At 60.4% G+C, this 22928-nt stretch carries 26 protein-coding genes and 1 pseudogene; 14 read left to right on the forward strand and 13 right to left on the reverse strand.

The features are described 5' to 3' along the window. The 8 genes from ACZRKZ_RS26675 to ACZRKZ_RS26710 all read left to right on the forward strand — a co-directional run. On the forward strand, positions 1-2467 hold a 2467-nt coding region (locus ACZRKZ_RS26675), incomplete at its 5' end, for an RHS repeat-associated core domain-containing protein (RefSeq protein WP_463983126.1). After that, positions 2464-2874 (forward strand): Imm50 family immunity protein, encoded by a 411-nt coding sequence (locus ACZRKZ_RS26680; protein ID WP_463983127.1) that lies wholly within the window; start codon positions 2464-2466, stop codon positions 2872-2874. The genes ACZRKZ_RS26675 and ACZRKZ_RS26680, both read left to right, overlap by 4 nt. Positions 2875-3052: 178 nt before the next feature. Next, positions 3053-3436: a hypothetical protein gene (locus tag ACZRKZ_RS26685; RefSeq protein ID WP_463983128.1), complete on the forward strand. Its 384-nt coding sequence runs from the start codon at positions 3053-3055 to the stop codon at positions 3434-3436. 112 nt (positions 3437-3548) lie between these two features. Beyond that, positions 3549-3935 carry an RNA polymerase sigma factor gene (locus ACZRKZ_RS26690; protein WP_463983129.1) on the forward strand — a complete coding sequence of 129 codons (387 nt, stop codon included), beginning with the start codon at positions 3549-3551 and terminating at the stop codon, positions 3933-3935. Positions 3936-4057: 122 nt separating this feature from the next. After that, positions 4058-4300: an exodeoxyribonuclease VII small subunit gene (locus ACZRKZ_RS26695; RefSeq protein WP_003176346.1), complete on the forward strand. Its 243-nt coding sequence runs from the start codon at positions 4058-4060 to the stop codon at positions 4298-4300. Continuing rightward, on the forward strand, positions 4297-5184 hold the full coding sequence (gene ispA / locus ACZRKZ_RS26700) for a (2E,6E)-farnesyl diphosphate synthase (RefSeq protein WP_463967370.1): 888 nt from the start codon (positions 4297-4299) through the stop codon (positions 5182-5184). Before ACZRKZ_RS26695 ends, ispA begins: the two co-directional genes overlap by 4 nt. A gap of 110 nt (positions 5185-5294) precedes the next feature. After that, positions 5295-7193: a 1-deoxy-D-xylulose-5-phosphate synthase gene (gene dxs, locus ACZRKZ_RS26705; protein ID WP_463983130.1), complete on the forward strand. Its 1899-nt coding sequence runs from the start codon at positions 5295-5297 to the stop codon at positions 7191-7193. Between the two features lie 155 nt (positions 7194-7348). Continuing rightward, on the forward strand, positions 7349-9271 hold the full coding sequence (locus ACZRKZ_RS26710; RefSeq protein WP_463983131.1) for a TonB-dependent receptor plug domain-containing protein: 1923 nt from the start codon (positions 7349-7351) through the stop codon (positions 9269-9271). Here the strand turns inward: ACZRKZ_RS26710 and ACZRKZ_RS26715 are convergent. From ACZRKZ_RS26715 to nrdR, 12 genes and pseudogenes are all read right to left on the reverse strand, one after another. Continuing rightward, a complete protein-coding gene (locus ACZRKZ_RS26715; protein WP_463983132.1) occupies positions 9268-10068 on the reverse strand; it encodes a cobalamin-binding protein in 801 nt (266 codons plus the stop codon). The genes ACZRKZ_RS26710 and ACZRKZ_RS26715 overlap by 4 nt on opposite strands. Beyond that, positions 10068-10487, reverse strand: coding sequence for an MFS transporter (locus ACZRKZ_RS26720; RefSeq protein ID WP_149413600.1), 420 nt, complete (start codon positions 10485-10487; stop codon positions 10068-10070). The genes ACZRKZ_RS26715 and ACZRKZ_RS26720 overlap by 1 nt, the downstream gene beginning before the upstream one ends. Beyond that, on the reverse strand, positions 10484-11101 hold the full coding sequence (gene ribA / locus ACZRKZ_RS26725; protein ID WP_463967374.1) for a GTP cyclohydrolase II: 618 nt from the start codon (positions 11099-11101) through the stop codon (positions 10484-10486). Before ribA ends, ACZRKZ_RS26720 begins: the two co-directional genes overlap by 4 nt. Positions 11102-11249: 148 nt before the next feature. Then, the gene (locus tag ACZRKZ_RS26730; RefSeq protein ID WP_463983133.1) at positions 11250-11978 is read right to left on the reverse strand and encodes a substrate-binding periplasmic protein; all 729 of its coding nucleotides are present in this window, start codon (positions 11976-11978) and stop codon (positions 11250-11252) included. 109 nt (positions 11979-12087) lie between these two features. Further along, a pseudogene (locus ACZRKZ_RS26735) lies at positions 12088-12213 on the reverse strand (phosphatidylglycerophosphatase A); the annotation flags it as partial. Further along, on the reverse strand, positions 12210-13175 hold the full coding sequence (thiL, locus tag ACZRKZ_RS26740; RefSeq protein WP_463983134.1) for a thiamine-phosphate kinase: 966 nt from the start codon (positions 13173-13175) through the stop codon (positions 12210-12212). The gene thiL and the pseudogene ACZRKZ_RS26735, both read right to left, overlap by 4 nt. 18 nt (positions 13176-13193) lie before the next feature. Next, positions 13194-13694, reverse strand: coding sequence for a transcription antitermination factor NusB (gene nusB, locus ACZRKZ_RS26745; protein WP_133103443.1), 501 nt, complete (start codon positions 13692-13694; stop codon positions 13194-13196). Further along, positions 13691-14167 (reverse strand): 6,7-dimethyl-8-ribityllumazine synthase, encoded by a 477-nt coding sequence (gene ribH, locus ACZRKZ_RS26750; protein ID WP_133103444.1) that lies wholly within the window; start codon positions 14165-14167, stop codon positions 13691-13693. The genes nusB and ribH overlap by 4 nt, the downstream gene beginning before the upstream one ends. A 90-nt stretch (positions 14168-14257) precedes the next feature. Next, positions 14258-15349 (reverse strand): bifunctional 3,4-dihydroxy-2-butanone-4-phosphate synthase/GTP cyclohydrolase II, encoded by a 1092-nt coding sequence (gene ribBA / locus ACZRKZ_RS26755; protein ID WP_463983135.1) that lies wholly within the window; start codon positions 15347-15349, stop codon positions 14258-14260. Between the two features lie 15 nt (positions 15350-15364). Beyond that, positions 15365-16027, reverse strand: coding sequence for a riboflavin synthase (locus ACZRKZ_RS26760; RefSeq protein WP_463967378.1), 663 nt, complete (start codon positions 16025-16027; stop codon positions 15365-15367). 34 nt (positions 16028-16061) lie between these two features. Then, complete coding sequence (gene ribD / locus ACZRKZ_RS26765) at positions 16062-17198, reverse strand: bifunctional diaminohydroxyphosphoribosylaminopyrimidine deaminase/5-amino-6-(5-phosphoribosylamino)uracil reductase RibD (RefSeq protein WP_463967379.1); 1137 nt, start codon at positions 17196-17198, stop codon at positions 16062-16064. Next, positions 17195-17665 carry a transcriptional regulator NrdR gene (gene nrdR / locus ACZRKZ_RS26770; protein WP_178114500.1) on the reverse strand — a complete coding sequence of 157 codons (471 nt, stop codon included), beginning with the start codon at positions 17663-17665 and terminating at the stop codon, positions 17195-17197. Before nrdR ends, ribD begins: the two co-directional genes overlap by 4 nt. A gap of 139 nt (positions 17666-17804) precedes the next feature. Here nrdR and ACZRKZ_RS26775 point away from each other — a divergent pair, with 139 nt between their 5' ends. The 3 genes from ACZRKZ_RS26775 to trxA are packed head-to-tail and all read left to right on the forward strand — an operon-like array spanning position 17805 to position 19844. Further along, on the forward strand, positions 17805-18260 hold the full coding sequence (locus tag ACZRKZ_RS26775) for a YbaY family lipoprotein (protein ID WP_463983136.1): 456 nt from the start codon (positions 17805-17807) through the stop codon (positions 18258-18260). Next, on the forward strand, positions 18257-18937 hold the full coding sequence (locus ACZRKZ_RS26780) for a class I SAM-dependent methyltransferase (RefSeq protein ID WP_463967381.1): 681 nt from the start codon (positions 18257-18259) through the stop codon (positions 18935-18937). Before ACZRKZ_RS26775 ends, ACZRKZ_RS26780 begins: the two co-directional genes overlap by 4 nt. Before the next feature lie 34 nt (positions 18938-18971). Next, the gene (gene trxA / locus ACZRKZ_RS26785; protein WP_133103451.1) at positions 18972-19844 is read left to right on the forward strand and encodes a thioredoxin; all 873 of its coding nucleotides are present in this window, start codon (positions 18972-18974) and stop codon (positions 19842-19844) included. A gap of 4 nt (positions 19845-19848) precedes the next feature. Here trxA and ACZRKZ_RS26790 read toward each other — a convergent pair whose 3' ends face one another. Beyond that, the gene (locus ACZRKZ_RS26790; protein ID WP_463983137.1) at positions 19849-20196 is read right to left on the reverse strand and encodes a hypothetical protein; all 348 of its coding nucleotides are present in this window, start codon (positions 20194-20196) and stop codon (positions 19849-19851) included. A 133-nt stretch (positions 20197-20329) separates the two neighbouring features. On the opposite strand from ACZRKZ_RS26790, the gene ACZRKZ_RS26795 reads away from it, so the two are divergent. Genes ACZRKZ_RS26795 through ACZRKZ_RS26805 form a run of 3 tightly spaced genes read left to right on the forward strand, consistent with a single transcriptional unit; the run spans position 20330 to position 22928 of the window. Continuing rightward, complete coding sequence (locus ACZRKZ_RS26795) at positions 20330-20944, forward strand: DUF2796 domain-containing protein (protein WP_463983138.1); 615 nt, start codon at positions 20330-20332, stop codon at positions 20942-20944. Positions 20945-20950: 6 nt separating this feature from the next. Continuing rightward, positions 20951-21661 carry an ABC transporter ATP-binding protein gene (locus ACZRKZ_RS26800; RefSeq protein WP_463967385.1) on the forward strand — a complete coding sequence of 237 codons (711 nt, stop codon included), beginning with the start codon at positions 20951-20953 and terminating at the stop codon, positions 21659-21661. Position 21662: 1 nt separating this feature from the next. Next, positions 21663-22928, forward strand: coding sequence for an ABC transporter permease (locus tag ACZRKZ_RS26805; RefSeq protein ID WP_463983139.1), 1266 nt, complete (start codon positions 21663-21665; stop codon positions 22926-22928).

Consider the following 22928-nt stretch of genomic DNA (forward strand, 5'->3'; position numbering starts at 1 on the left):
GTTTCCAGGGGACGATGAGCCGACATCCTACGAACATGACAACGGTTTCGTTCGGGTCGTGCGCCGTGGTAACGCGGTCTGGAAATACCAGCGTAACGATCAGGGCGATATCACCCGCAAGACTGACCCTGACGGCAATGTTACCGACTACAGCTACAACAAACACGGCCAACTGACGGAGGTTTGGTCTCCAGACCACAGCTGTCAGCGCCTGAGCTGGAATGACTTCGGTCAACTGGTCGAGGAAAAACTACCCAACGGTGGTGTGCGGCGATATCGCTATGACGATCTTGGCCGGCAAGTGGCGCGTGAGGATGAGCACGGAGCGCTGACCCAATATCAATGGGACAGCGTTGGACGGCTGATTCAGGTGGTATTGCCGGGCGGTACCACCCGCGCCTACAGCTACAACCCCTACGGAAAAGTCACCGCCGAACGCGACGAGTTGGGGCGTGTTACGCGCTACGAGTATGCCGACGGTCTGCACCTGATCAGTCGTCGAATCAACCCTGACGGCACGCGCCTCAAGTACCGCTACGACAACACCCGCCTGCTGCTGACCGAGATTGAAAACGAGGTAGGCGAAACCTATCGGCTCGCCTACCACGCCAACGGCCTGATCCAGCAGGAGACCGGCTTTGATGGCCGGCGCACGGCCTACACCTACGACCTCAACGGCCACCTGCTGGAGAAGACCGAGTACGGCGATGATGACAGTCAGCTGGTTACCCGATATGAGCGCGATAGTGCCGGCAGACTCGTCAGAAAAACCCTGCCCGACCGCAGCATTGTCGATTACACCTACGACCGCCTCGGCAATCTGCTCTGCGTCGACGACGGCCACTGGCCGCTCAATTACGAATATGACACCCAGGACCGCCTCACCGCCGAACACCAAGGCTGGGGCACCTTGCGCTATCGCTACGACGCCTGCGGCCAACTCAACTACCTGCGCCTGCCGGACAACAACCGGCTCACCTTTCATCACGATAAGGGCGGCCACCTCGCCACCATCGAGCTCAACGGCAAAACGCTCACCTCGCACCTGTTCAAATCAGGCCGCGAACATCAGCGCCAGCAAGGCCAACTCCTCAGCCACTACCACTACGACGACCAAGGCCGCCTACACGCCCACGCCCTGACTCAACAAGAACAACGCCACTACCGCCGCCAATACGACTACGACAAGCGCGGCAACCTGACCCGCATCCTCGACACCCGCAAAGGCCAGCACGACTACCACTACGACCCGCTGGACCGCCTGAGCCGCGCCAACCACTCACAAGACCTGCAAGAACGCTTCGCCCACGACCCGGCCGGCAACCTGCTGATGCAAGACCGCATGGGCCCCGGCGTGATCAAAGGCAACCGCCTGCTGATGCAAGGCGACCGCCACTACGACTACGACGCCTTCGGCAACCTCCTGCGCGAACGCCGCGGCCGCGCTCAGCAACTGGTCACCGAATACCGCTACGACTGCCAACACCGCCTGATCGCCGTCACCCAACCCGACGGCACCCAAGCCAACTATCGCTACGACCCTTTTGGTCGGCGCATAGCCAAAACCCTCAACGACCAAACCACCGAATTCTTCTGGCAAGGCGACACGCTGATCGCCGAACACAGCGCCGATCATCACCAAAGCTATATCTACGAACCCAACAGCTTCCGCCCGTTAGCCCTGCTGGAAGGCTTTGGCCCGGACAACGTCAAACCTTTCCATTACCAACTCGATCACCTTGGCACCCCGCAAGAACTCACCGCCCCCAACGGCGAAATCGTCTGGTCCGCGCACTACCGCGCCTACGGCCAAATCGCCCGGCTGGATGTCAATACCGTCAACAACCCGCTGCGCTTCCAGGGCCAGTACTTCGATCAAGAAAGCGGACTGCACTACAACCGCCATCGCTACTACAATCCCGATAACGGCCGCTACCTGACGCCCGACCCGGTGAAACTGGCGGGCGGGCTGAACGGATACCAATACGTGCCCAACCCGACGGGGTGGGTTGATCCGTTGGGGTTGAACGCCAATTGCCCACCCGCAGGACGAAATAACCCACTCTGCGCTGTAGCTGTTGAACCCGACGCTCCTGATGTATCTCGTAAAGGCGCTTTCAGACAAGCAAAAAGAGACGCGAATATACCGATGAGTCAACATCCAGAAATGGTGACAAACCCAAAGACAGGAGTTGCGAAACAGTATGAGATTGTAAAAATGACAGGTATAAATGGTGAAAGTATTTTGAATAATGCTGGCCAACCAATCGACACGAAGGTATATAAATTTACAAGGACGGATGGATCTGATGTTCTAATTCAAGACCATTCCGCAGGCCACCAATACGGCAGCAAGAACGCGACAGGAGACCAAGGAGCACATTTCAACTTACGCCCAATCGAAAAGCCCCGGAACGGTAAAGTCCCGGGAACAAAGGAACACTATAACTTCAAGGGAAAAAAATGAAATACTGGAACGAGCTAGATGAAAGCGTATTTCTTGGGAAGGTTTTTAGCCATTCAGTCGAAATTAGTAAAATTGCTCTTTTTTCACTGCAGATTGAAAATGATCAACCTTCTGTAGGCCTAGGCTTCGACATTCCAGAGTTTCCAGATAACCTGCCGGAAAAATGGAAGAACAAAGGATTCAATACTTGCAGAATCGGCCTCACTTGCTCAAATATTAGCGACTTAAAAATCAACAACATCCCAACCAAAGAAATCTTCTCTGTAACCATAGCAGAAGAAAACGGCCTTCTTATATTTCAAGCCACCACCAAAAACTCCATAATAGAATTCAAAGCCAAATTCATATCTCTAAGCGGCCCCTCGGTTTACATAAACGGCCCTGAGGATGATGGAGTTTTTAATTAAACCCAGACACATCTAAAGAGGATAACTCCACTCGCGCAAGAATTGAGCCCCTGGAAAAACGAAATCGATAAAATATTAAAACATCATTATCACGAAGAAACATGGACTCTTGAGTTTGAAACCAAGACGATGAACGTGGACAACGCAGTAGTCAGAGCCCACTTACTGAAGAAATAGAATGATTGTAAAAATAGCGGACGTATCTTCAAAAGACGGTACCTTGCATGTGAGTATTCATTCACCTGCCGGCAACTGGGTAGCAGTGTGGATTGGAAGCGCTCCGGAGGTAGGCCAACAATGCGACGTTGAGTTAAATCTGGATGATGTTTTTTACTGGGGAGAAAATATAAACCCCGCAGACAAAAACTTTGATCTCTTTTACTCAGTGAATGGAAAAGCGCACTTGGTGGCCGAGTTAATCTCTGTCGATGACGATAATTGCGCCGCTATAAGAATTAACGGTTCTATTGCTCTTATTGAAATCGATAAGACACCAGCCCAAAAACCAAGCCATGTGGATTTAACAACAACCGTAATCCACCTCCCCCCAACAAACGTTTAAACAAAACAAGAATTTCCCAGCAAAATGGCCTTATCAGCAAGAAGCACCTTCTTGCGACAAACTCTCACCCCTCTACCATCCCCACCTGAACCACTCCCCCAAAAGCGCCGCCATGCCCGGCTCCCCTGGCAACCGCAACCTCGGCCCCCTCTACCGCCGTCACCGCAGCGAACTCCTGGCCTACCTCACCCACCGGGTAAACTGCCGCGAAAACGCCAATGACCTCCTGCAAGACGCCTTCATCCGCCTGATGAACAGTGAAGTCGCCAAGATCGGCAACGCCCGCGCTTTTCTCTACCGCATCGCCAATAACCTGAGCATCGACCACGCCCAACGCAATCGCGCACGCGGCATCAACGATGACCATGAACTGCAAACCCAGACCGGCGACCCGCAAAACAGTGCCATCGCCGACAATAAGCCTTCTATTCGGCTGACACACCGAGCACGCCTCCATGGATCACCTGTACTGGATCTGGCTACCCGACGGCGGTCGTAGCACCCGTTACCAAATCAACCCCCAAGGTGACTGATTCCCAAGGCAAATCCCCCCACTCATTTGCCCCACCCCCCCATGTCTGCTAGTGTCGCGCCCGTTTACCGTCAACCGGAATAGCCGCCATGGCCCGCAAAAAAGTTGCACTCGATTTCGAACAATCCCTCGCTGACCTGCAAACCCTGGTCGAGCGTCTGGAGAACGGCGAGCTGTCGCTGGAAGACTCGTTGACGGCGTTTGAGCAAGGCATCGGCCTGACCCGCGATTGCCAGAGCGCCCTGGCGCAGGCCGAGCAGAAGGTCCAGGTATTGCTGGAACGTGATGGGGAGTTGGCCGAAGAGCCTTTCGACGCGGAACAGCCTGAATGATCGTCGCCTATCAGGCCAGCAGCCAGGCCCGGGTCAATGCTGCGCTGGACACCCTATTTGTTGCGCCAAGCCCCGAACTGAACCGCTTGTATGAAGCCATGCGCTACAGCGTGATGAACGGCGGCAAACGCGTGCGTCCGTTGCTCGCCTATGCGGCCTGTGAGGCTCTGGGCGCGCAAGCGGAACAAGCCAACGGCGCAGCCTGTGCGGTGGAGTTGATTCACGCCTACTCACTGGTCCACGACGATTTGCCAGCGATGGACGACGACGACCTGCGTCGCGGCCAGCCCACCACCCATAAAGCCTTTGATGAAGCCTGTGCAATTCTGGCGGGTGATGGCCTGCAAAGCCTGGCGTTCAGCGCCTTGCTGGACCCGACGCTGAGCAGTGTGAACACCGAGATCCGCTTGCGCATGGTCACCGCCCTGGCATTGGCCGCAGGCCCGGCCGGCATGGTCGGCGGCCAGGCGATTGACCTGGGCTCAGTCGGCCTGAAGCTTGATCAGCAAGCCCTCGAATACATGCACCGCCACAAGACCGGCGCGCTGATTGAAGCTGCCGTGCAACTCGGCGCTCTGGCCAGTGGCCGCGCCGAAGCCGCGCACTTGGCAGCGCTGAAGACTTATGCGCAGGCCACCGGCCTGGCGTTTCAGGTGCAGGACGACATTCTCGACGTTGAAAGCGATACCGCGACCCTCGGCAAGCGCCAAGGCGCTGATATTGCCCGGGACAAGCCGACGTATCCGTCGTTGCTCGGCCTGGAAGCCGCCAAGGCCTACGCCCTTGAGCTACGGGACCAGGCCCTGGACGCCCTGCGACCTTTCGACGCGGCGGCCGAGCCCCTGCGTGATCTGGCGCGGTATATCGTTGAACGGCGCCACTGATAAGTCCGGCAGTTTCCCCCGCATATCGGCCAAGTTCGGCGCTCTGCGTGGGCAGTTTACGATGCTTGAGGTAAACTGCCGCCTCTTCTATACCTATAACGATTCGCCTGATGCCCACGACGTTCCAAGAGATTCCCCGCAAGCGCCCGTCCACGCCCCTGCTCGACCGTGCTGACACGCCGGTCGGCCTGCGCCGTTTGGGTGAAGCCGAGCTGGAAACCCTGGCCGATGAGTTGCGCCAGGAGTTGCTCTACACGGTCGGCCAGACCGGTGGGCACTTCGGTGCCGGCCTGGGCGTAATCGAGCTGACCATCGCGCTGCATTACGTCTTTGACACCCCGGACGATCGGTTGGTGTGGGACGTGGGTCATCAGGCTTATCCACACAAAATCCTCACCGGACGCCGCGAGCGCATGGCCACCCTGCGCCAGAAGGACGGCATTGCCGCCTTCCCGCGCCGTAGCGAGAGCGAGTACGACACCTTTGGCGTCGGCCACTCCAGCACCTCGATCAGCGCTGCGCTGGGCATGGCGATTGCCTCCCGCCTGCAAAATAGCGAGCGCAAGACGATTGCCGTGATCGGTGATGGCGCGCTGACGGCGGGCATGGCCTTCGAAGCGCTGAACCATGCGCCGGAAGTGAACGCCAACATGTTGGTGATCCTCAACGACAACGACATGTCGATCTCGCGCAATGTCGGTGGCTTGTCCAACTACCTGGCGAAAATCCTTTCCAGCCGCACCTACGCCAGCATGCGTGAAGGCAGCAAGAAAGTGCTGTCGCGTCTGCCTGGTGCGTGGGAAATCGCCCGCCGCACCGAAGAGTACGCCAAGGGCATGCTGGTACCGGGCACCCTGTTCGAAGAGCTGGGCTGGAACTACATCGGCCCGATCGACGGCCATGACCTGCCGACGCTGATCGCTACCCTGCGCAACATGCGTGACCTCAAAGGCCCGCAGTTCCTGCATATCGTCACCAAAAAAGGCAAAGGCTTCGCTCCGGCAGAAGTCGACCCAATTGGTTATCACGCCATCACCAAGCTCGAACCGGTGGACGCGCCGGCCGCTGCGCCGAAGAAAGCCAGTGGGCCGAAGTACTCTGGTGTGTTCGGTGAGTGGCTGTGCGACATGGCCTGCGCCGACCCGCGTCTGGTGGGCATTACTCCCGCGATGAAGGAAGGCTCCGACCTGGTGGCGTTCAGCGAACGCTTCCCGCTGCGCTATTTCGACGTCGCCATCGCTGAGCAACACGCAGTGACTTTCGCCGCGGGCATGGCCTGCGAAGGCGCCAAGCCGGTGGTGGCAATCTACTCCACCTTCCTGCAGCGCGGTTACGACCAACTGGTGCATGATGTGGCCGTGCAGCACCTCGACGTGCTGTTCGCCATCGACCGTGCTGGCCTGGTAGGCGAAGACGGCCCGACTCACGCCGGCAGCTTTGACTTGTCTTACCTGCGCTGCATCCCCGGCATGCTGGTGATGACCCCGAGCGACGAGAACGAACTGCGCAAAATGCTCAGCACCGGTCACCTGTACAACGGCCCGGCTGCCGTGCGTTATCCGCGCGGCAATGGCCCCAATGCAGTGATCGAGAAAGACCTTGAGCCTATCGAGATCGGCAAGGGCATCGTCCGCCGCCAGGGCAGCAACGTTGCTCTGCTGGTGTTTGGCGTGCAACTGGCCGAAGCCCTGAAGGTTGCCGAGAAAATCGACGCCACCGTGGTGGACATGCGTTTCGTCAAGCCTCTAGACGAAGCCCTGGTGCGCGAAATGGCCGGCAGCCATGAGTTGCTGGTGACCATTGAAGAAAACGCCATCATGGGCGGTGCCGGTGCAGCAGTCAGTGAGTTCCTGGCGCGGGAGAACATCCTCAAGTCGGTGCTGCACCTGGGCTTGCCGGATGCGTACGTCGAACACGCCAAGCCGGCGCAGATGCTGGCCGAGTGTGGGCTGGATGAGGCGGGGATTGAAGCCTCGGTTCGTCAGCGCATGACGCTCCTGGGGCTCTGACCCAACTCCCCGGTTAAAACCGGATCAAATGTGGAAGCTGGCTTGCCTGCGATAGCAGTGAGTCAGCGGCCCCCTCATCAACTGAACCACCGCTATCGCAGGCAAGCCAGCTCCCACATTAGCTCTGCGTAATCCTTGGGAGCTATGGACTGCCCATGAACCGCCTTCGTTTCGCTCTGCCCCTGCTGTTATTGCCCGCCACCGACCTGCTCGCCGACAGCTTTGAGCGCGACCAGGCCCTGAAACTTCCTGACGTGGTCATCAGCGCCAACCGCCAGGTCCAGGCCCGCAACGACAGCAGCGCGGCCAACACCGTATTCACCCGCGACGACATCGACCGCCTGCAACCCTCCAGCGTGACCGACCTGCTCAGCCGCGTGCCTGGGGTGCAAGTGGCACAAACCGGTGGACGTGGCAGCCTCCCGGGAATTTTCATTCGCGGTACCAAGGCTGCGCAAAGCCTGGTGTTGGTGGACGGCCAACGCATCGCCAACGCCACCTCCGGCGACAGTGGCCTGCAATACCTGAGCATCGACCAGATTGAACGGGTTGAAGTGCTGCGCGGTTCGCGCTCGGTGATTTATGGCAGCGATGCCATTGGCGGGGTGATTCAGATATTCACTCGGCGTAATGCGCAACCCGGTGTGCATCCACGCTTGCATATGGGGTTTGGCAGCAACAAGACCTGGGAGCGCAGCCTTGGGCTGTCCGGAGGTGATGAGCGCACCCGCTTTAATCTCGGTGCCAGCCTGGATGAGACTCAAGGGATCAACTCGACGCGTGAATCATTTGCCGCCGATAACGATCACGATGCTTACCGCAACAAATCCTTGAGCCTGAATCTCAGCCACGCGCTGACCGACGACGTTGAGGTGGGCTTCAACCTGTTGGATGGTCGGGGCAAGTCAGAGTACGACAACCCGTACGGACGTTGGGACGATAGCCTGTTGAAAAGCGTCGGCCAGCAGCCCTACACCGATTACACCGTGAGCAGCGTCAGCAGCTACATCGACGCCCAGCTCAACGAACGCTGGCAAACCCGCGTGGAACTGGGCCACAGCGAGAACCGCGACACCAAACGCGACAGGCTCAGTGATGACTTCAACGTGTTCAACACCTACCGCGATTCGATCAACTGGCAAAACGACCTGACTCTCAACGACCAGAACAGCCTGATCCTAGGCGGTGACTGGTACGAAGACAGGGTTCGCAGCGACTTTGATTATTTCTTCCAGCGTCGCGGCCTGGATGAAACCAGCCGCTGGAATCGCGCAGCCTTTATTCAGCATCGCTTCCAGTCGGATGCTTTCTCCACCGAACTGGGTCTGCGCCACGACGACAACCAGCAATACGGCAGTCAGAACACTTGGAGCGGCACCTTCACCCTGCCACTCAACCCCAATAACGAGATACTGCTGTCCTATAGCGAAGGCTTCCGAGCGCCGACCTTCAACGACCTGTATTACCCCGGCAGCAGCAACCCGGACCTCAAGCCCGAACACTCGAAAAGCTACGAGGTGCAATGGCGCAGCCAGCTGACTGACAGCACACGCCTGGAAACCTCGCTGTACCGCACCGACCTCAAGGACGCGATTGTCGCCCGCCAAGAAAATTACTACGTGCCATACAACGTCGCCTCGGCACGCATCAACGGCTTCGAAGCCGCCCTGAAGCAAGAGCTGTTCGGCTGGCAGGCCAATCTGGGACTGGCGATTATTGATCCGCGGGATCGCGACAGCGGTCACACCCTGGCCCGTCGCGCCCGCCGGACCTTGAGCCTGGACCTGGATCGGCAATTCGACCGCTTGGGCGTCGGCGCCAGTTGGCAAGCGGTCAGTGGCAGTTATGACGATGAGAAAAACAAAAACCGTCTCGGCGGTTATGCGCTGCTCGGACTGCGCAGCAGCTGGGCGCTGAACCGGGAAGTGTTGCTGTCAGTGAAGCTCGACAACCTGCTGGACAAGACTTACGCACGGGCGCGCTACAGCTATGAAGAGCCGAACTTCGAGAACAACCATGACTATCGGGAAGAAGGTCGGACCTGGATGGTTGGAGTGACGTGGACGCCAGAGATCTAGTGGGTGCTGGCTGCAATCACCTGACATAACCTGGCCACCGCCTCCAACATCTGCCCACTGGGCCGCTCAAGGCCTTTGTCCGGCACCACCAGCAAGCGCCCCTGGGCCACCGCCGCCACCTGGGGCCAGGCCTTCCAGGCATCCAGCTGGGCTTGGTCACCCGCCAGAATCACCTCGGGATTGCGCTGCAGCACCGACTCGACACTGACTTGGGGCGCCGGCAGTTTCAGGTCATCGAACACATTACGCGCGCCGCACACAGTCAGCGCATCACTGATGATCTGCCCGCCGCCCACGGTGTACAGCGGTTGATTCCACACCTGATAAAACACCCGCAACGGCTCGGCCCGGTGATAGCGCTGGCGCAACTCGGTCAAGCGCTGACGCAGCTGCGTGGCCAACTGGCGGCCACGCTCGGGCCGATCCAATTGCAGGGCAATGGCTTCGACCTGGCTGGTCAGTTGTTCAAGGCTATGGGGTTCGGCCACGTAGGTCGGGATATTCAGGCGTTTGAGCTGTTCGCGCTGGGCCGGGCCGATGCTGCCGGGCCACAGCAATATCAAATCCGGTTTGAGGCTGAGCAATTGCTCCATGTCCAACTGGCCGTAACGCCCCACCGACGCCACATTCGCCAATGGCGCTGGCCGCTCACCGCCGTCGAGCACGCCCACCAGCAAATCGGCAGCGCCCAGCTCAACGACGATTTCAGATAAGGAAGGTGCGAGGCTGACCACCCGCTCGACCGCCATTGCCTGGACACTGGCGGCCAGCAGCAAAACCGCCAACCAGGCGCGCATCAGCCCAATTGACGCGGAATGCGGTAGAGGTAGAACAGCACCATCGTCGACAGCGCCAGCAGAAACAGCGGCACCGCTTCCAGGCCGACAAACACCGCCAGTGCGCCGATCCAGGCGGGCAAGGAAGCCGCCAGCAGCGCCAGGCGCCGCCGGGCCGCAAGGGTGATCCAGGCAGCGGATTCTTCAGGGGTATCGAGGGCTTTGCCGGTGGCGATCAGGGCGTGTTTGTAGCCATGGAAGTAACGCAGGCTGGCAAACATCGAGGCGGTGCCAGCGATAAAAAACGGCATGGCCAACACCGGTAACAGCGGCTCGGCCTTGCCGAACACTAGATTGATCACGAACAACGGCAGCAGCGCCAGGGCAAGGTATTGCCACCAGTTGAACGACAGTCGCCGCTTGACTTGACCACGGGTCACGCCCGGTCAGCCTCGCTCTGATGCTCGTTGCCCATCATATGGTCGAGCTTACTGGCCTTGGTAGCCAGATAGAGCTTGTTGTGCGGGTTGTGGCCAGTATGCAGCGGCACGCGCTCGGCGACGGTGATGCCCATGTCGACCAAGGCCTTGACCTTGCGCGGATTGTTGGTCATCAGCCGCAGGGACTTGATTCCCAAGTGTTCCAGCATCGGCAGGCACATGGCGTAGTCGCGCTGGTCGGCAGCGAAACCCAGGCGCTCATTGGCTTCCACGGTATCGGCGCCGCCGTCTTGCAGTTCGTAGGCACGGATCTTGTTCAGCAGGCCAATGCCACGGCCTTCCTGGCGCAAGTACAACAACACGCCACGGCCTTCGCGAGCGATGGCCTGCATCGCGGCTTCCAGTTGCGAACCGCAGTCGCAGCGCTGGCTGAACAGGGCGTCGCCGGTCAGGCATTCGGAGTGCAAACGGCCGAGAACCGGCGCGCCGTCAGCCACATCACCCAGGCTAAGCACGACATGTTCGCGCCCACTGGCTTGCTCAAGAAAGCCATGCATGGTGAATTGGGCAAAAGGGGTAGGCAGCTTGGAAGCAGCGACGAAAACGACGGGCACCGTGTGCTCCTGATTTCAAATTACACGAGGCGGGCATTGTAACAGCACGTTCCTACAGACGCTTAAGCTGAATTATCGCTGATAAAGATCAATAGGTTCGATTGGCCTTTGCCTTGGCTCTATGGACCACCTCTACTGTAGGAGCCGGTCAAAAAGGATACGGCTGGTGCCAGCGCTCGAAAATTGGCTTCAGCTCACCGTTTTTCACCAAAACGTCCATGCGCTGATCAAACAGCACCATCAGTGCCCGACCCCGCTCATTGTCGGTAAAGCCCAGGAACAGCGGCAGTTCGGCAAGATGGGTGAGCTTGAATAGCGAAGGGTCCGGCGCTTGATCCAGGGTGTAACGTGCCTCGGTCAGGGCGTCGATGTAGAGGTCGGCGCGCTTGTGCTGCAGCATCGGCAGGATACCGTCGCGGCGCTCAATCTGATTGAAGGTGTGGATATTGGGCAAGTAGGTGTCGTACTTGTAGCCACGCACCCATGCCAGACGGTAGTTGCCCAGCGTGGCCAGGGTCGGCGCCGGCGTACTTGCCAGCCCCAGTGCATAGATATGATCGGAATCGTAGTGCCAGCGCGCGTACAGCACGCCCTCGGTTTCATCACGGTAGGCACCGACCCAGGCATCGACCTCGCCGCGCTGGGCCAGGCCAACCGAACGGGTGTAAGGCACGCTGCGGGTTTTGACCTTGACCCCGACCGGCTCGAAAACCTGTCGCAACACGTCCCAAGCCAGGCCACTGCCGTCTTCGTTGGTGTAGTTTCTCCAGGCTTCACTGGCCAGGCGAATCTGATCGGGAACCGTCGGAATGTCATCCGCCCGAACCGAAAACGCTAATGCACACAGCAGTACCAAGAGCCAGCGGCGACCATCCATAACGACGACCTCTAATAAAATCAGCTCACGTCAAACACCACACTATCGGCCAGTAGCCTCAGTCTGGCAAAGGCTGCCACAACGGGGTAAAGGGTAGCGCAACCAGCTAGTCCCAAATGCCCAGCGCCTTGAGCAAGGAGCCCGAACCAAAGCCGAACGCGAGAAAATGCCAGGGATTGCACCACACCGATGGCGGCACAAACTCGGCCGGGACCTGTCGAGGGTGATCTGTCACGGCGTATCCCGAAAGTGTTGATAACCCCGGATCACCGGGGTGATGTCCTGTCCCGTGGCGTCCAGCAGAACCACGCCCTGCCCCTGCGCCACCCGACCGATCACATGGATTGGCCAGCCGGCGGCCAGCAATGGCGCCAGCTCGACAGACGGCAAAGTGAACGCCAATACATAGTCGTCGCCACCGCTCAACGCGGCGGATCGGGCATCATCGTCGCCGAGAAACGCCAGCAGGGCCTCCGACAACGGCAGCGTTTGCCGTTCGATCAACAAACTGACAGCTGAAGCCTTGGCAATATGCCCACAATCGGCCAAAAGGCCGTCGGAAATATCCATGGCAGACGTAGCTTTGCCCCGCAACGCCAGGCCCAGCGCCAACTGGGGCTGGGGCGACCAGTAATGGGCCAGCAGCGGTTCGGCAATGGCGGCAGGCGCAGTGCGTTGGCCCAACACTAGCGGCAAGGCTCCGGCGGCGTTGCCCAGCGCTCCTCCCACACACAGCAAATCCCCAGGTTGCGCACCGCTGCGGGTCAAGGCCAAGCCAGCCGGCACCCGACCAAATACGGTCAGGGTCAGGCTCAACGGACCACGGGTGGTATCACCGCCCACCAGGCCCACGCCCCAGCGTTGAGCCATGACGTTCAAACCCTGGGCATAGCGTTGCAACCAATCGGCATCCACCGTCGGGGTAGTCAGGGCAAGGGTAAACGCAAGAGGGTTGGCACCCATGGCCGCCAGATCGCTGACCGCCACGGCCAGCGAGCGCTGGCCGAGCAGGAACGGATCGCAGGGGTCGGCAAAATGAACGCCAGCCACCAGGGTATCGGTGGAAATCGCCAGCTGTTCCCCAGGGGGAACCGCCAGCAAGGCGCAGTCGTCGCCGATCCCCAGGGCAATGCCCTCGCCGCCTTGCGCACAGGGCGCGGCGGCAAAGAACTTACGGATCAGTTCGAACTCGCCCATGGCGCAAGCAAGCGCTGATTAGCGCTTGAACGCCTTCACTTCGGCTTCACGCAGGCGCGGAGCCAGCTTGTCGAGCACGCCGTTGACGAACTTGTGGCCGTCGGTGGAACCGTAGACTTTCGCCAGTTCGATCCCTTCGTTGATCACCACGCGGTACGGTACGTCGACGCGCTTGAGCAGTTCCCAGGTGGACAGGCGCAGTACGCACAGTTCAACCGGGTCCAGCTCGTCGATGGTCAGGTCCAGGCACGGCGTCAGCGCAGCGTCGATTTCGGTCAGGTTGGCCGGGACGCCGTGCAGGATCTCGTGAAAGTAGCTGGCATCGACATCACTGAAATCGTTGTCGACGCGAAACTGCGCTTCGATTTCGTTCAGTGATTGCTTGGCCATATGCCGCTGGTACAGCGCCTGGGTCGCGAGCTGACGGGCCTCCCGACGCTTGACGCTCTTGGACGGTTTGCCGGCATCCGCAGGGCGCGGGTCACGGGGGTTGAAACGATCGCTTTCGTCGCTAATCACTTGGCCTCCAACTGTGCCAGCAGGCTGACCATTTCCAGGGCAGACAGGGCAGCTTCGGCACCTTTGTTACCGGCCTTGGTGCCGGAACGTTCGATGGCTTGCTCGATGGAATCAACGGTCAGCACGCCAAACGCGACGGGAACGCCGAACTCCATGGACACCTGGGCCAAGCCCTTGGTGCATTCGCCAGCCACGTATTCGAAGTGCGGAGTACCGCCTCGAATGACCGCGCCCAGGGCGATGATCGCCGCGTATTCGCCTTGTTGGGCAACTTTCTGCGCAACCAGTGGAATCTCGAAGGCGCCAGGGGCGCGGATAATAGTGATGTTGCTTTCGCTCACACCGTGGCGAACCAGGGTATCCACGGCACCGCTTACCAGGCTTTCAACGACGAAGCTGTTGAAGCGGCCAGCCACCAGAGCATAGCGGCCTTTGGGGGCGATGAAGGTACCTTCGATGGTCTTCAGGGTCATTCGACAAATCTCTTAAAGAGCCGGGACGCGTTCATTACGCGCCCCTCAGTGATATTTGAACCGCGAACAAGGGGCGAAAAACGCCAGCCTTTATTCGGAGGGCACGTATTCTACAACTTCCAGATCGAAACCGGATATCGCATTAAATTTCATTGGCGCACTCATCAGGCGCATTTTGCGCACGCCCAGGTCACGCAGGATCTGCGAACCGGCACCGACGATGCTGTAGGTGGTCGGCGTTTTGACCGGAGTTTGCTCGGCGGTTTCGCGAATATGCGTCAGCAACACGTCACCATCCACCGGGTTGCCAAGCAGCAACACCACACCGCTACCGGCCTCGGACACCGCAGCCATCGCGGCCCGCAGGCTCCAGCGGCCCGGCTGCTTGACCATCAACAGGTCCCGCAGCGGGTCCATGTTGTGCACGCGAACCAGGGTCGGGTCTTCAGCGCAGATGTTGCCCAGGGTCAGGGCCATGTGCACGTCGCCTTCCACCGAGTCACGATAGGTCACCAGGTTGAACTGACCCAACTCGCTGTCCAGAGGCTGCTCGGCAATCCGCTGAACGGTACGTTCGTGGATCATCCGGTAGTGAATCAGGTCGGCGATAGTGCCAATCTTGATGTCGTGTTCGGCGGCAAAGACTTCCAGTTCGGGACGACGGGCCATGGTGCCATCGTCGTTCATTACTTCGCAGATCACCCCGCTCGGTTCGAAACCGGCCATGCGCGCCAGGTCGCAAGCAGCCTCGGTGTGGCCGGCACGGGCCAGGGTACCGCCGGACTGGGCCATCAGCGGGAAGATATGGCCGGGGCTGACGATGTCTTCGGCCTTGGCGTCTTTTGCAGCAGCCGCTTGCACGGTGCGGGCGCGGTCAGCGGCGGAGATGCCGGTGGTCACGCCGGTGGTCGCTTCAATCGACACGGTGAACTTGGTGCCAAAACCCGAACCGTTGCGCGGCGCCATCAGCGGCAGCTTGAGCAGTTCGCAGCGCTCGCGGCTCATGGGCATGCAGATCAGACCACGGGCGTGCTTGGCCATGAAGTTGATGTGTTCAGGCCGGCACAGTTCGGCGGCCATGATCAGGTCTCCTTCGTTCTCACGGTCTTCGTCATCCATGAGGATGACCATCTTGCCTTGGCGGATGTCTTCAACCAGTTCTTCGATGCTATTGAGCGCCACGTGGCACCCCCTTGGTCAGGATTTGAGATAGCCATTGGCGGCTAGAAAACTTTCGGTGATGTTCCCTGCAGCAGGCTCTGCGGCCTTGTCGCCCAACAACAGGCGTTCCAGGTAACGGGCAAGCAAGTCGACTTCCAGGTTCACCCGGCGACCTGGCAGGTACGACGCCATGATGGTTTCGCTCAGGGTGTGGGGAATGATGGTCAGTTCAAATTCAGCGCCATTGACGGCGTTCACGGTGAGGCTGGTGCCGTCGACGGTGATCGAGCCTTTGTGGGCGATGTACTTGGCCAGCTCTTTGGGCGCACGGATGCGGAACTCCACGGCGCGGGCATTTTCGCTGCGCGCTACCACTTCGCCGACGCCGTCGACGTGACCGCTGACCAGATGCCCACCCAGGCGAGTGGTCGGGGTCAGGGCTTTTTCCAGGTTGACCGGGCTGCCGGCCTTGAGGTCGTTCATCGCGGTGCAGTCCAGGGTTTCCCGGCTGACGTCGGCGGCAAAACCGTTGCCAGGCAACTCGACGGCGGTCAGGCACACGCCATTGACGGCAATGCTGTCGCCCAGTTTGACGTCGCTCAGGTCGAGCTTGCCGGTTTCAACCAGCACCCGCACGTCACCGCCTTTGGGGGTCAGTGCACGGATGCTGCCGATGGATTCGATAATGCCGGTGAACATGGAGTCCTCCTGGGGGCTTGGCGCAGGCCGGGAATTATACGCTTGCTGGCGGGACGGGAATGGCAGTGACTCGCCAGTCGTCGCCTACAGCACGCATTTCAATGATCTTGAGTTGGGGTGCGTCGGCCAGCTTCGCCAGAGGCCAGTCCAGCAACGGCCGGGCGGCTGAACCGAGGAACTTGCCAGCGACGAAAATCACGTACTCGTCCACCAAGCCCTGCTGGGCGAAGGCACCGGCCAGGCTCGGGCCGGCTTCCACCAACACCTCGTTGACGCCACGGGCCGCAAGCGCCACCAGCGCCGAACGCAGGTCGACCTGACCTTCGACACCCGGCACTACCAGGCACTCGGGACCGGTGGGGTACTGGTTTTCCGGCGTCACACAAGTGATGACCAGCGCCGGGCCAGCCTTGAAGAACGGCGCATCCAGCGGCACCCGCAGGCGACCGTCGATCAACACCCGCAGCGGCGGCCGAGACATGGCCAGAGCGGTAGTTTCTTTATCCAGGCCCAGCTCGGCAGCGCGCACGGTCAGGCGCGCGCCGTCGGCCAGCACCGTGTCGGCGCCGGTCAGCACCACGCTGGCCTGGGCACGTAACCGCTGCACATTCGCTCGTGCCGCCGGCCCGGTGATCCACTGGCTTTCGCCGCTGGCCATCGCCGTGCGCCCATCCAGGCTCATCGCCAGCTTGACTCGCACGAATGGCAAACCGTGTTCCATGCGTTTGAGGAACCCCTGGTTGAGGGCCCGCGCATCCGCCTCAAGCACACCGCTGTGAACCGCGATCCCGGCCTGGGCCAGGCGCTGCAGGCCACGGCCGGCAACTTCGGGGTTGGGGTCCTGCATGGCGGCGACCACCCGGCCTACGCCGGCGTTGATCAACGCATCGGCGCAGGGCGGCGTATGGCCGTGATGGCTGCAAGGCTCCAGCGTCACATAGACGGTGGCGCCCCGCGCCTGAGTGCCGGCTGCACGCAGGGCGTGGACTTCGGCGTGGGGTTCGCCGGTGCGTACGTGCCAGCCTTCGCCGACCACCTGCCCGTCACGGACAATCACGCACCCGACCCGAGGGTTGGGATGGGTGGTGTACAGGCCTTTGCGTGCCAGTTCCACGGCGCGAGCCATGTAATGGGCGTCGAGGATGGTTTGCTCTACTGACGGTGGGTTCATTCTTTGATCGGCTCACGGGCCAGGCGGTCGATCTCTTCGCGGAACTCATTGAGGTCCTGGAAGCGTCGATACACCGAAGCGAAACGGATGTAGGCAACTTCGTCGAGCTTTTGCAGCTCGCCCATCACCAGTTCTCCAACCACCAGGGACTTGACCTCGCGCTCGCCGGTCGCCCGCAGCTTGTGCTTGATATGCGCCAGCGCAGCTTCCAGCCGCTCGACACTCACCGGGCGTTTTTCCAGGGCGCGCTGCATACCCGCGCGCAGTTTTTCTTCGTCGAAGGGCTGGCGACTGCCGTCGGTCTTGATCAGACGTGGCAATACCAGTTCGGCGGTTTCGAAGGTGGTGAAACGTTCACCGCAGCCAGAGGCCAGGCATTCACGCCGGCGACGCACCTGTTCGCCCTCGGCGACCAGACGCGAGTCAATGACCTTGGTGTCGTTGGCACCGCAGAAGGGACAGTGCATGGTGGCAGGCAACAAAAAATGGGAGGGCCATGGTAGCGCATCCCCGTGGCAAGACAAGCCATAGCCTTTACGGTATATAGGCTGACTATTATGTTTCTTATCTTTAAATCACGGATTTTCGCCCTTTTTGGAGCCGTACATGTCGCTACGACCACTCGTTTTGCTCACTTTGTTCGGTTTCCTGGTGGCCTGCAGCAGCGAAGCGCCAAAACCGGCCGCCCCGCAACCGACGCCACAACAACAGAAAAAAATCCCCGGTGTGGAAGAACTCGGCCCGCTGCCGGCCTATCAGCGTGAAGTGAGCGGCACCCTCAACGGCGTGCCGGCTGGTGCTGAAGTCGAGTTGGCACTGCTGGTGATCGATGACCGCAGCCGCCCACAGCAATTGTTGGCCAGCAGCATATTGATCGGTAACAACAAGCCGTTGGCGTTCCGCTTACGCTTCAACCCCCAGGCATTCCCAGCCGGGGCCCGCGTTGAATTGCGCGGTCGCGCCAGCCAGTCCGGCCAATTGATCCTGCACTTGCCTGCGGTGCGCATCGAACAAGCGATCACCCAGGCCACTGGCCCCCTGCAACTCGTCAAGGCGCCATGACACCACCGCTGGACCTGCAGCGGGCCTTGAGTGAGCTGATTGGCGATGCGCAACTGGTGCCCTCCCCGCTGCCAGGCACGGAGCTGTCACTGTGGCTGCTGGACGCCGACAACATGGAGCGCGCCTTCAGCCCGGAAGAAACCCAGCGCATCCTCCATGAACCGCCGTACTGGAGTTTTTGCTGGGCCAGCGGTTTGGCGCTGGCACGGTATCTGGCAGCCAATCCTGGATGGGTCGCAGGCAAACGGGTGCTGGACTTTGGCGCTGGTTCAGGGGTGGCCGCAATTGCTGCCGCCAAAGCTGGAGCGCTGGAAGTGCTGGCCTGCGATCTCGACCCACTGGCCCTGGCGGCGTGCCGGGCAAATGCCGAACTCAATGGCGTTACGCTGGGTTATTCAGCAGACTTTTTCGCCGAGGCGGATCGTTTTGATCTGATCCTGGTGGCGGATGTATTGTATGACCGGGCGAACTTGCCGCTGCTGGATCAATTCCTCACCCGTGGCCGGGAGGCATTGGTGGCGGATTCACGGGTTCGCGACTTCCAGCATCCAGATTATCAGCGCCTGGAAATCCTGGATGCACTGACCTTGCCCGACCTGGCCGAGCCTTGGGAGTTTCGCAAGGTGAGCCTGTACCATTCGCGGCGCGCTTCCAGCCAATCCCGCCAGCCCTTATAGTTGCCCCCATCCCACGCTTTGTTCGAGATACCCCATGAGTGAGCCCACCCCGTACATCTTCGACGCCACCACTGCCACTTTCGACCAGGCGGTGATCGAGAATTCGTTCCACAAACCCGTGCTGGTGGACTTCTGGGCCGAGTGGTGCGCGCCGTGCAAGGCGTTGATGCCGATGCTGGCGCAGGTTGCCGAGAGTTATCAGGGCGAGTTGCTGCTGGCCAAGGTTGATTGCGATGCCGAGCCGGATGTGGTCTCGCGCTTTGGCATTCGCAGCCTGCCAACGGTGGTGCTGTTCAAGGACGGCCAGCCGGTGGATGGTTTCTCCGGAGCGCAGCCGGAGTCAGCGGTGCGAGCGATGCTTGAGCCGCATGTGCAAATGCCGCCCCCCGCCGCGGCTGATCCGCTGGTGCAGGCCGAGGCGCTGTTTGCCGAAGGTCGCATCAGCGATGCCGAAGCGGTGCTGGTCACTTTACTGGGCGAAGACAACACCAACGCCGCCGCGCTGATTCTCTACGCGCGCTGCCTCGCCGAACGCGGTGAGCTGGGCGAAGCGCAGACCGTGCTCGACGCAGTAAAAAGCGACGATCACAAGGCCGCACTGGCCGGCGCCAAGGCGCAAATCACCTTCCTGCGCCAGGCCGCTGACCTGCCGGACGCCGCCGAACTGAAAGCCCGCCTGGCGCAAAACCCTCAGGATGACGAAGCGGTCTATCAACTGGCCGTACAGCAACTGGCTCGCCAGCAATACGATGCCGCGCTGGATGGCTTGCTCAAGCTGTTTATCCGTAATCGCAGCTACAGCGAAGGCCTGCCCCACAAAACCCTGCTGCAGGTGTTTGAGTTGCTGGGCAGTGATCACCCGCTGGTCACGGTCTATCGGCGCAAGTTGTACACCGCGTTGTATTGATCGGTTATTCGACCCAACTGTACAGCGGCGTATCACCGCCGCTGCTCACCTTGACCTTGGCGCAATGGCGCAGGCGCACCAACAGGCGCTTGCCCGCCGAGGCGCTGCCAGCCAATCCTTCAAGCTGATCCGCCAACTCAAGGCCACTCATCTGCCCGGCCTTGCGCAGCAGGTCCTGGGTGCTCTGCCACAGCGTGTCGTCCTGATTAACGGGTGCCGCCGGAGCAACAGGTTCCGCGCTCGACGGTTTGACCGTCTGCAATTGCGCGCCCAGTTGCGCCCAATCGCCGTCATCCATCTCCAGTGTCAGGTCAACCGGCAGGTCGCCGATGGTTCCACGAATTCGCAACATCGCTCTCACTCCCGCACTTTTCCGACCAGCATGCTCCCATGCGTCTTGCGCAACACCAAGCGGGCGGTCAAACTCTCGCCATAATTGTTATAAGATCACATAACAAAACATTCATCTTGTCCCGGAGTTCGACATGCGCCGCCTGTTGCTCGCTTTGCCGTTTACCCTGTTGCCACTGACTATCGCCCAGGCCGCTGACGAGCACGCCCATACCCAAGAGCATGACCATGAACACGGCAGCCTTGGCGCCCACGAGCATGGCGTCGGCCGCCTCAACGCGGTGCTCGACGGTCAATCCCTGGAGCTGGAGCTGGAAAGCCCGGCGATGAATCTGGTGGGCTTCGAACACCTGGCCACCACCGATGCCGACAAGGCCAAGGTCGCCGCCGCCCGCAAACAGTTGGAACAGCCTCTAGTACTGTTCAGTCTGCCAAAGGGCGCCGGTTGTGTGGTCAGCACCCAGGAACTGAACAGCCCGCTGTTCGGCGACAAGCCCGAAGCCGATCATGATGACGACCACGCCACCGACGGCAAAGGCGCTGCCGCCCACGAGCATCATCATGACCACAGCGAAATCCACGCCCACTACCAGTTCACCTGCGCCACGCCGACCGCACTGAAGAACCTCGACCTGACGCAGATCTTCAAGACCTTCCCCTCCACCCAGAAAATTCAGGTACAACTCATTGGCCCGGGCGGCCAGCAAGGTGTTGAAGCGACAGCCGCAGCAGCCACCTTGAAATTCTGAGTTCACATGACCCAAGCACTTATCGAACTGACTGACCTGGGCTTTAACTGGCCCGGTCACCCACCGTTGCTGGACATCCCGGCGTTTCGCCTGGAACCCGGCGAAACCCTGTTCCTCAAGGGCCCCAGCGGCAGCGGCAAGACCACGTTGCTGGGCCTGTTGGGCGGCGTGCAAAAGCCCAGTCGCGGCAGCATTCGCCTGCTGGGCCAGGAACTGACCGAGCTGTCGGCCGGTGCCCGTGACCGCTTTCGCGTCAATCACACCGGCTACATTTTCCAGCAGTTCAACCTGCTGCCGTTTCTTTCGGTGCGCGAGAACGTTGAACTGCCTTGCCACTTCTCCAAACTGCGTGCCCAACGGGCAGTGCAGCGCCACGGCAGTGTCGACCAGGCCGCCGCTACCCTGCTCGCCCACCTGGGCTTGAAGGACAAGGACTTGCTGGAGCGCCGCGCCGACTCCCTGTCCATCGGCCAGCAACAACGGGTGGCCGCTGCCCGAGCGCTGATCGGCCAGCCGGAACTGGTGATCGCCGACGAACCCACATCAGCACTGGACTACGACGCCCGGGAAGCTTTCATCCGGCTGCTGTTCGCCGAATGCCGCGAAGCAGGCGCCAGCCTGTTGTTCGTCAGCCATGACCAGAGCCTGGCACCGCTGTTCGACCGTAACCTGTCGCTGGCCGAACTCAATCGCGCCGCCACGCCCGCAGAGGTTTGAGATGTATTTGTTTCGTCTAGCCATGGCCAGCCTGGCTAACCGCCGCTTTACCGCGATCCTCACCGCCTTTGCCATCGCCCTTTCCGTGTGCCTGTTGTTGGCGGTGGAACGGGTGCGCATCGAAGCCCGCGCCAGCTTTGCCAGCACCATCAGCGGTACCGACCTGATCGTCGGCGCCCGTTCCGGCTCGGTCAACCTGCTGCTGTATTCGGTGTTTCGCATAGGCAATGCCACCAACAACATCCGCTGGGACAGCTTCGAGCACTTCGCCGCCAGCCCCCAGGTGAAATGGGCGATCCCGATTTCCCTCGGTGACTCTCATCGCGGCTACCGGGTGATGGGCACCAACGAAACCTATTTCGAACACTATCAATACGGCCGCAAACAGAACCTGGAGCTGGCCAGCGGTCGCGCCTTCGCCACCGACCCTTTCGAAGTGGTGCTCGGCGCCGAGGTGGCCGATGCGCTGCATTACAAACTCGGCGACAAATTGGTACTGGCCCACGGCGTAGCGGTGGTCAGCCTGGTCAAGCACGATGACAAGCCGTTTACCGTCGTCGGAATTCTCAAGCGTACCGGCACCCCGGTGGACCGCACGCTGCACATCAGCCTCGGCGGCATGGAGGCGATCCATGTCGATTGGCACAACGGCGTGCCCGCCCAAGGAAAAGGCCGGATCAGCGCCGATCAGGCGCGCAACATGGACCTCACGCCCCAGGCCATCACCGCGTTCATGCTGGGCCTGAACAACAAGATCTCCACATTTGCCCTGCAACGGCAGATCAACGAATTCCGTGGCGAACCGATGCTGGCGATTCTGCCGGGTGTGGCCTTGCAAGAACTCTGGAGCATGATGGGCACCGCCGAAAAGGCGCTGTTCGTGATTTCGCTGTTCGTGGTGCTGACCGGCTTGATCGGCATGCTCACGGCGATCCTCACCAGCCTCAACGAGCGCCGCCGGGAAATGGCGATCCTGCGTTCGGTGGGCGCGCGGCCCTGGCACATTGCGACGCTGCTGATTTTCGAAGCATTCGCCCTGGCATTGTCCGGAGTGGTCGCAGGCACGGCGCTGCTGTATGTGTGCATCGCCGCCTCACGCGGGTATCTGCAGGCCAACTACGGTTTGGATCTGCCGCTGTCCTGGCCAAGCGAATATGAGTGGACGCTGTTGGGCAGCATCCTCGTCGCGGCGCTGCTGATGGGCAGCGTGCCAGCGTGGCGCGCCTATCGACAATCACTGGCCGATGGCCTATCCGTACGTTTATGA

Source organism: Pseudomonas sp. c313 (assembly GCF_055407145.1).

What these genes read in the sequence shown, in the direction of transcription:
- ACZRKZ_RS26680 (WP_463983127.1), top strand. Translation starts at nt 2,464, where the DNA reads ATGAAATACTGGAACGAGCTAGATGAAAGCGTATTTCTTGGGAAGGTT.
- ACZRKZ_RS26685 (WP_463983128.1), top strand. Translation starts at nt 3,053, where the DNA reads ATGATTGTAAAAATAGCGGACGTATCTTCAAAAGACGGTACCTTGCAT.
- ACZRKZ_RS26690 (WP_463983129.1), top strand. Translation starts at nt 3,549, where the DNA reads ATGCCCGGCTCCCCTGGCAACCGCAACCTCGGCCCCCTCTACCGCCGT.
- ACZRKZ_RS26695 (WP_003176346.1), top strand. Translation starts at nt 4,058, where the DNA reads ATGGCCCGCAAAAAAGTTGCACTCGATTTCGAACAATCCCTCGCTGAC.
- ispA (WP_463967370.1), top strand. Translation starts at nt 4,297, where the DNA reads ATGATCGTCGCCTATCAGGCCAGCAGCCAGGCCCGGGTCAATGCTGCG.
- dxs (WP_463983130.1), top strand. Translation starts at nt 5,295, where the DNA reads ATGCCCACGACGTTCCAAGAGATTCCCCGCAAGCGCCCGTCCACGCCC.
- ACZRKZ_RS26710 (WP_463983131.1), top strand. Translation starts at nt 7,349, where the DNA reads ATGAACCGCCTTCGTTTCGCTCTGCCCCTGCTGTTATTGCCCGCCACC.
- ACZRKZ_RS26715 (WP_463983132.1), bottom strand. Translation starts at nt 10,068, where the DNA reads ATGCGCGCCTGGTTGGCGGTTTTGCTGCTGGCCGCCAGTGTCCAGGCA.
- ACZRKZ_RS26730 (WP_463983133.1), bottom strand. Translation starts at nt 11,978, where the DNA reads ATGGATGGTCGCCGCTGGCTCTTGGTACTGCTGTGTGCATTAGCGTTT.
- thiL (WP_463983134.1), bottom strand. Translation starts at nt 13,175, where the DNA reads ATGGGCGAGTTCGAACTGATCCGTAAGTTCTTTGCCGCCGCGCCCTGT.
- ribH (WP_133103444.1), bottom strand. Translation starts at nt 14,167, where the DNA reads ATGACCCTGAAGACCATCGAAGGTACCTTCATCGCCCCCAAAGGCCGC.
- ACZRKZ_RS26760 (WP_463967378.1), bottom strand. Translation starts at nt 16,027, where the DNA reads ATGTTCACCGGCATTATCGAATCCATCGGCAGCATCCGTGCACTGACC.
- ribD (WP_463967379.1), bottom strand. Translation starts at nt 17,198, where the DNA reads ATGAACCCACCGTCAGTAGAGCAAACCATCCTCGACGCCCATTACATG.
- nrdR (WP_178114500.1), bottom strand. Translation starts at nt 17,665, where the DNA reads ATGCACTGTCCCTTCTGCGGTGCCAACGACACCAAGGTCATTGACTCG.
- ACZRKZ_RS26775 (WP_463983136.1), top strand. Translation starts at nt 17,805, where the DNA reads ATGTCGCTACGACCACTCGTTTTGCTCACTTTGTTCGGTTTCCTGGTG.
- ACZRKZ_RS26780 (WP_463967381.1), top strand. Translation starts at nt 18,257, where the DNA reads ATGACACCACCGCTGGACCTGCAGCGGGCCTTGAGTGAGCTGATTGGC.
- trxA (WP_133103451.1), top strand. Translation starts at nt 18,972, where the DNA reads ATGAGTGAGCCCACCCCGTACATCTTCGACGCCACCACTGCCACTTTC.
- ACZRKZ_RS26790 (WP_463983137.1), bottom strand. Translation starts at nt 20,196, where the DNA reads ATGTTGCGAATTCGTGGAACCATCGGCGACCTGCCGGTTGACCTGACA.
- ACZRKZ_RS26795 (WP_463983138.1), top strand. Translation starts at nt 20,330, where the DNA reads ATGCGCCGCCTGTTGCTCGCTTTGCCGTTTACCCTGTTGCCACTGACT.
- ACZRKZ_RS26800 (WP_463967385.1), top strand. Translation starts at nt 20,951, where the DNA reads ATGACCCAAGCACTTATCGAACTGACTGACCTGGGCTTTAACTGGCCC.
- ACZRKZ_RS26805 (WP_463983139.1), top strand. Translation starts at nt 21,663, where the DNA reads ATGTATTTGTTTCGTCTAGCCATGGCCAGCCTGGCTAACCGCCGCTTT.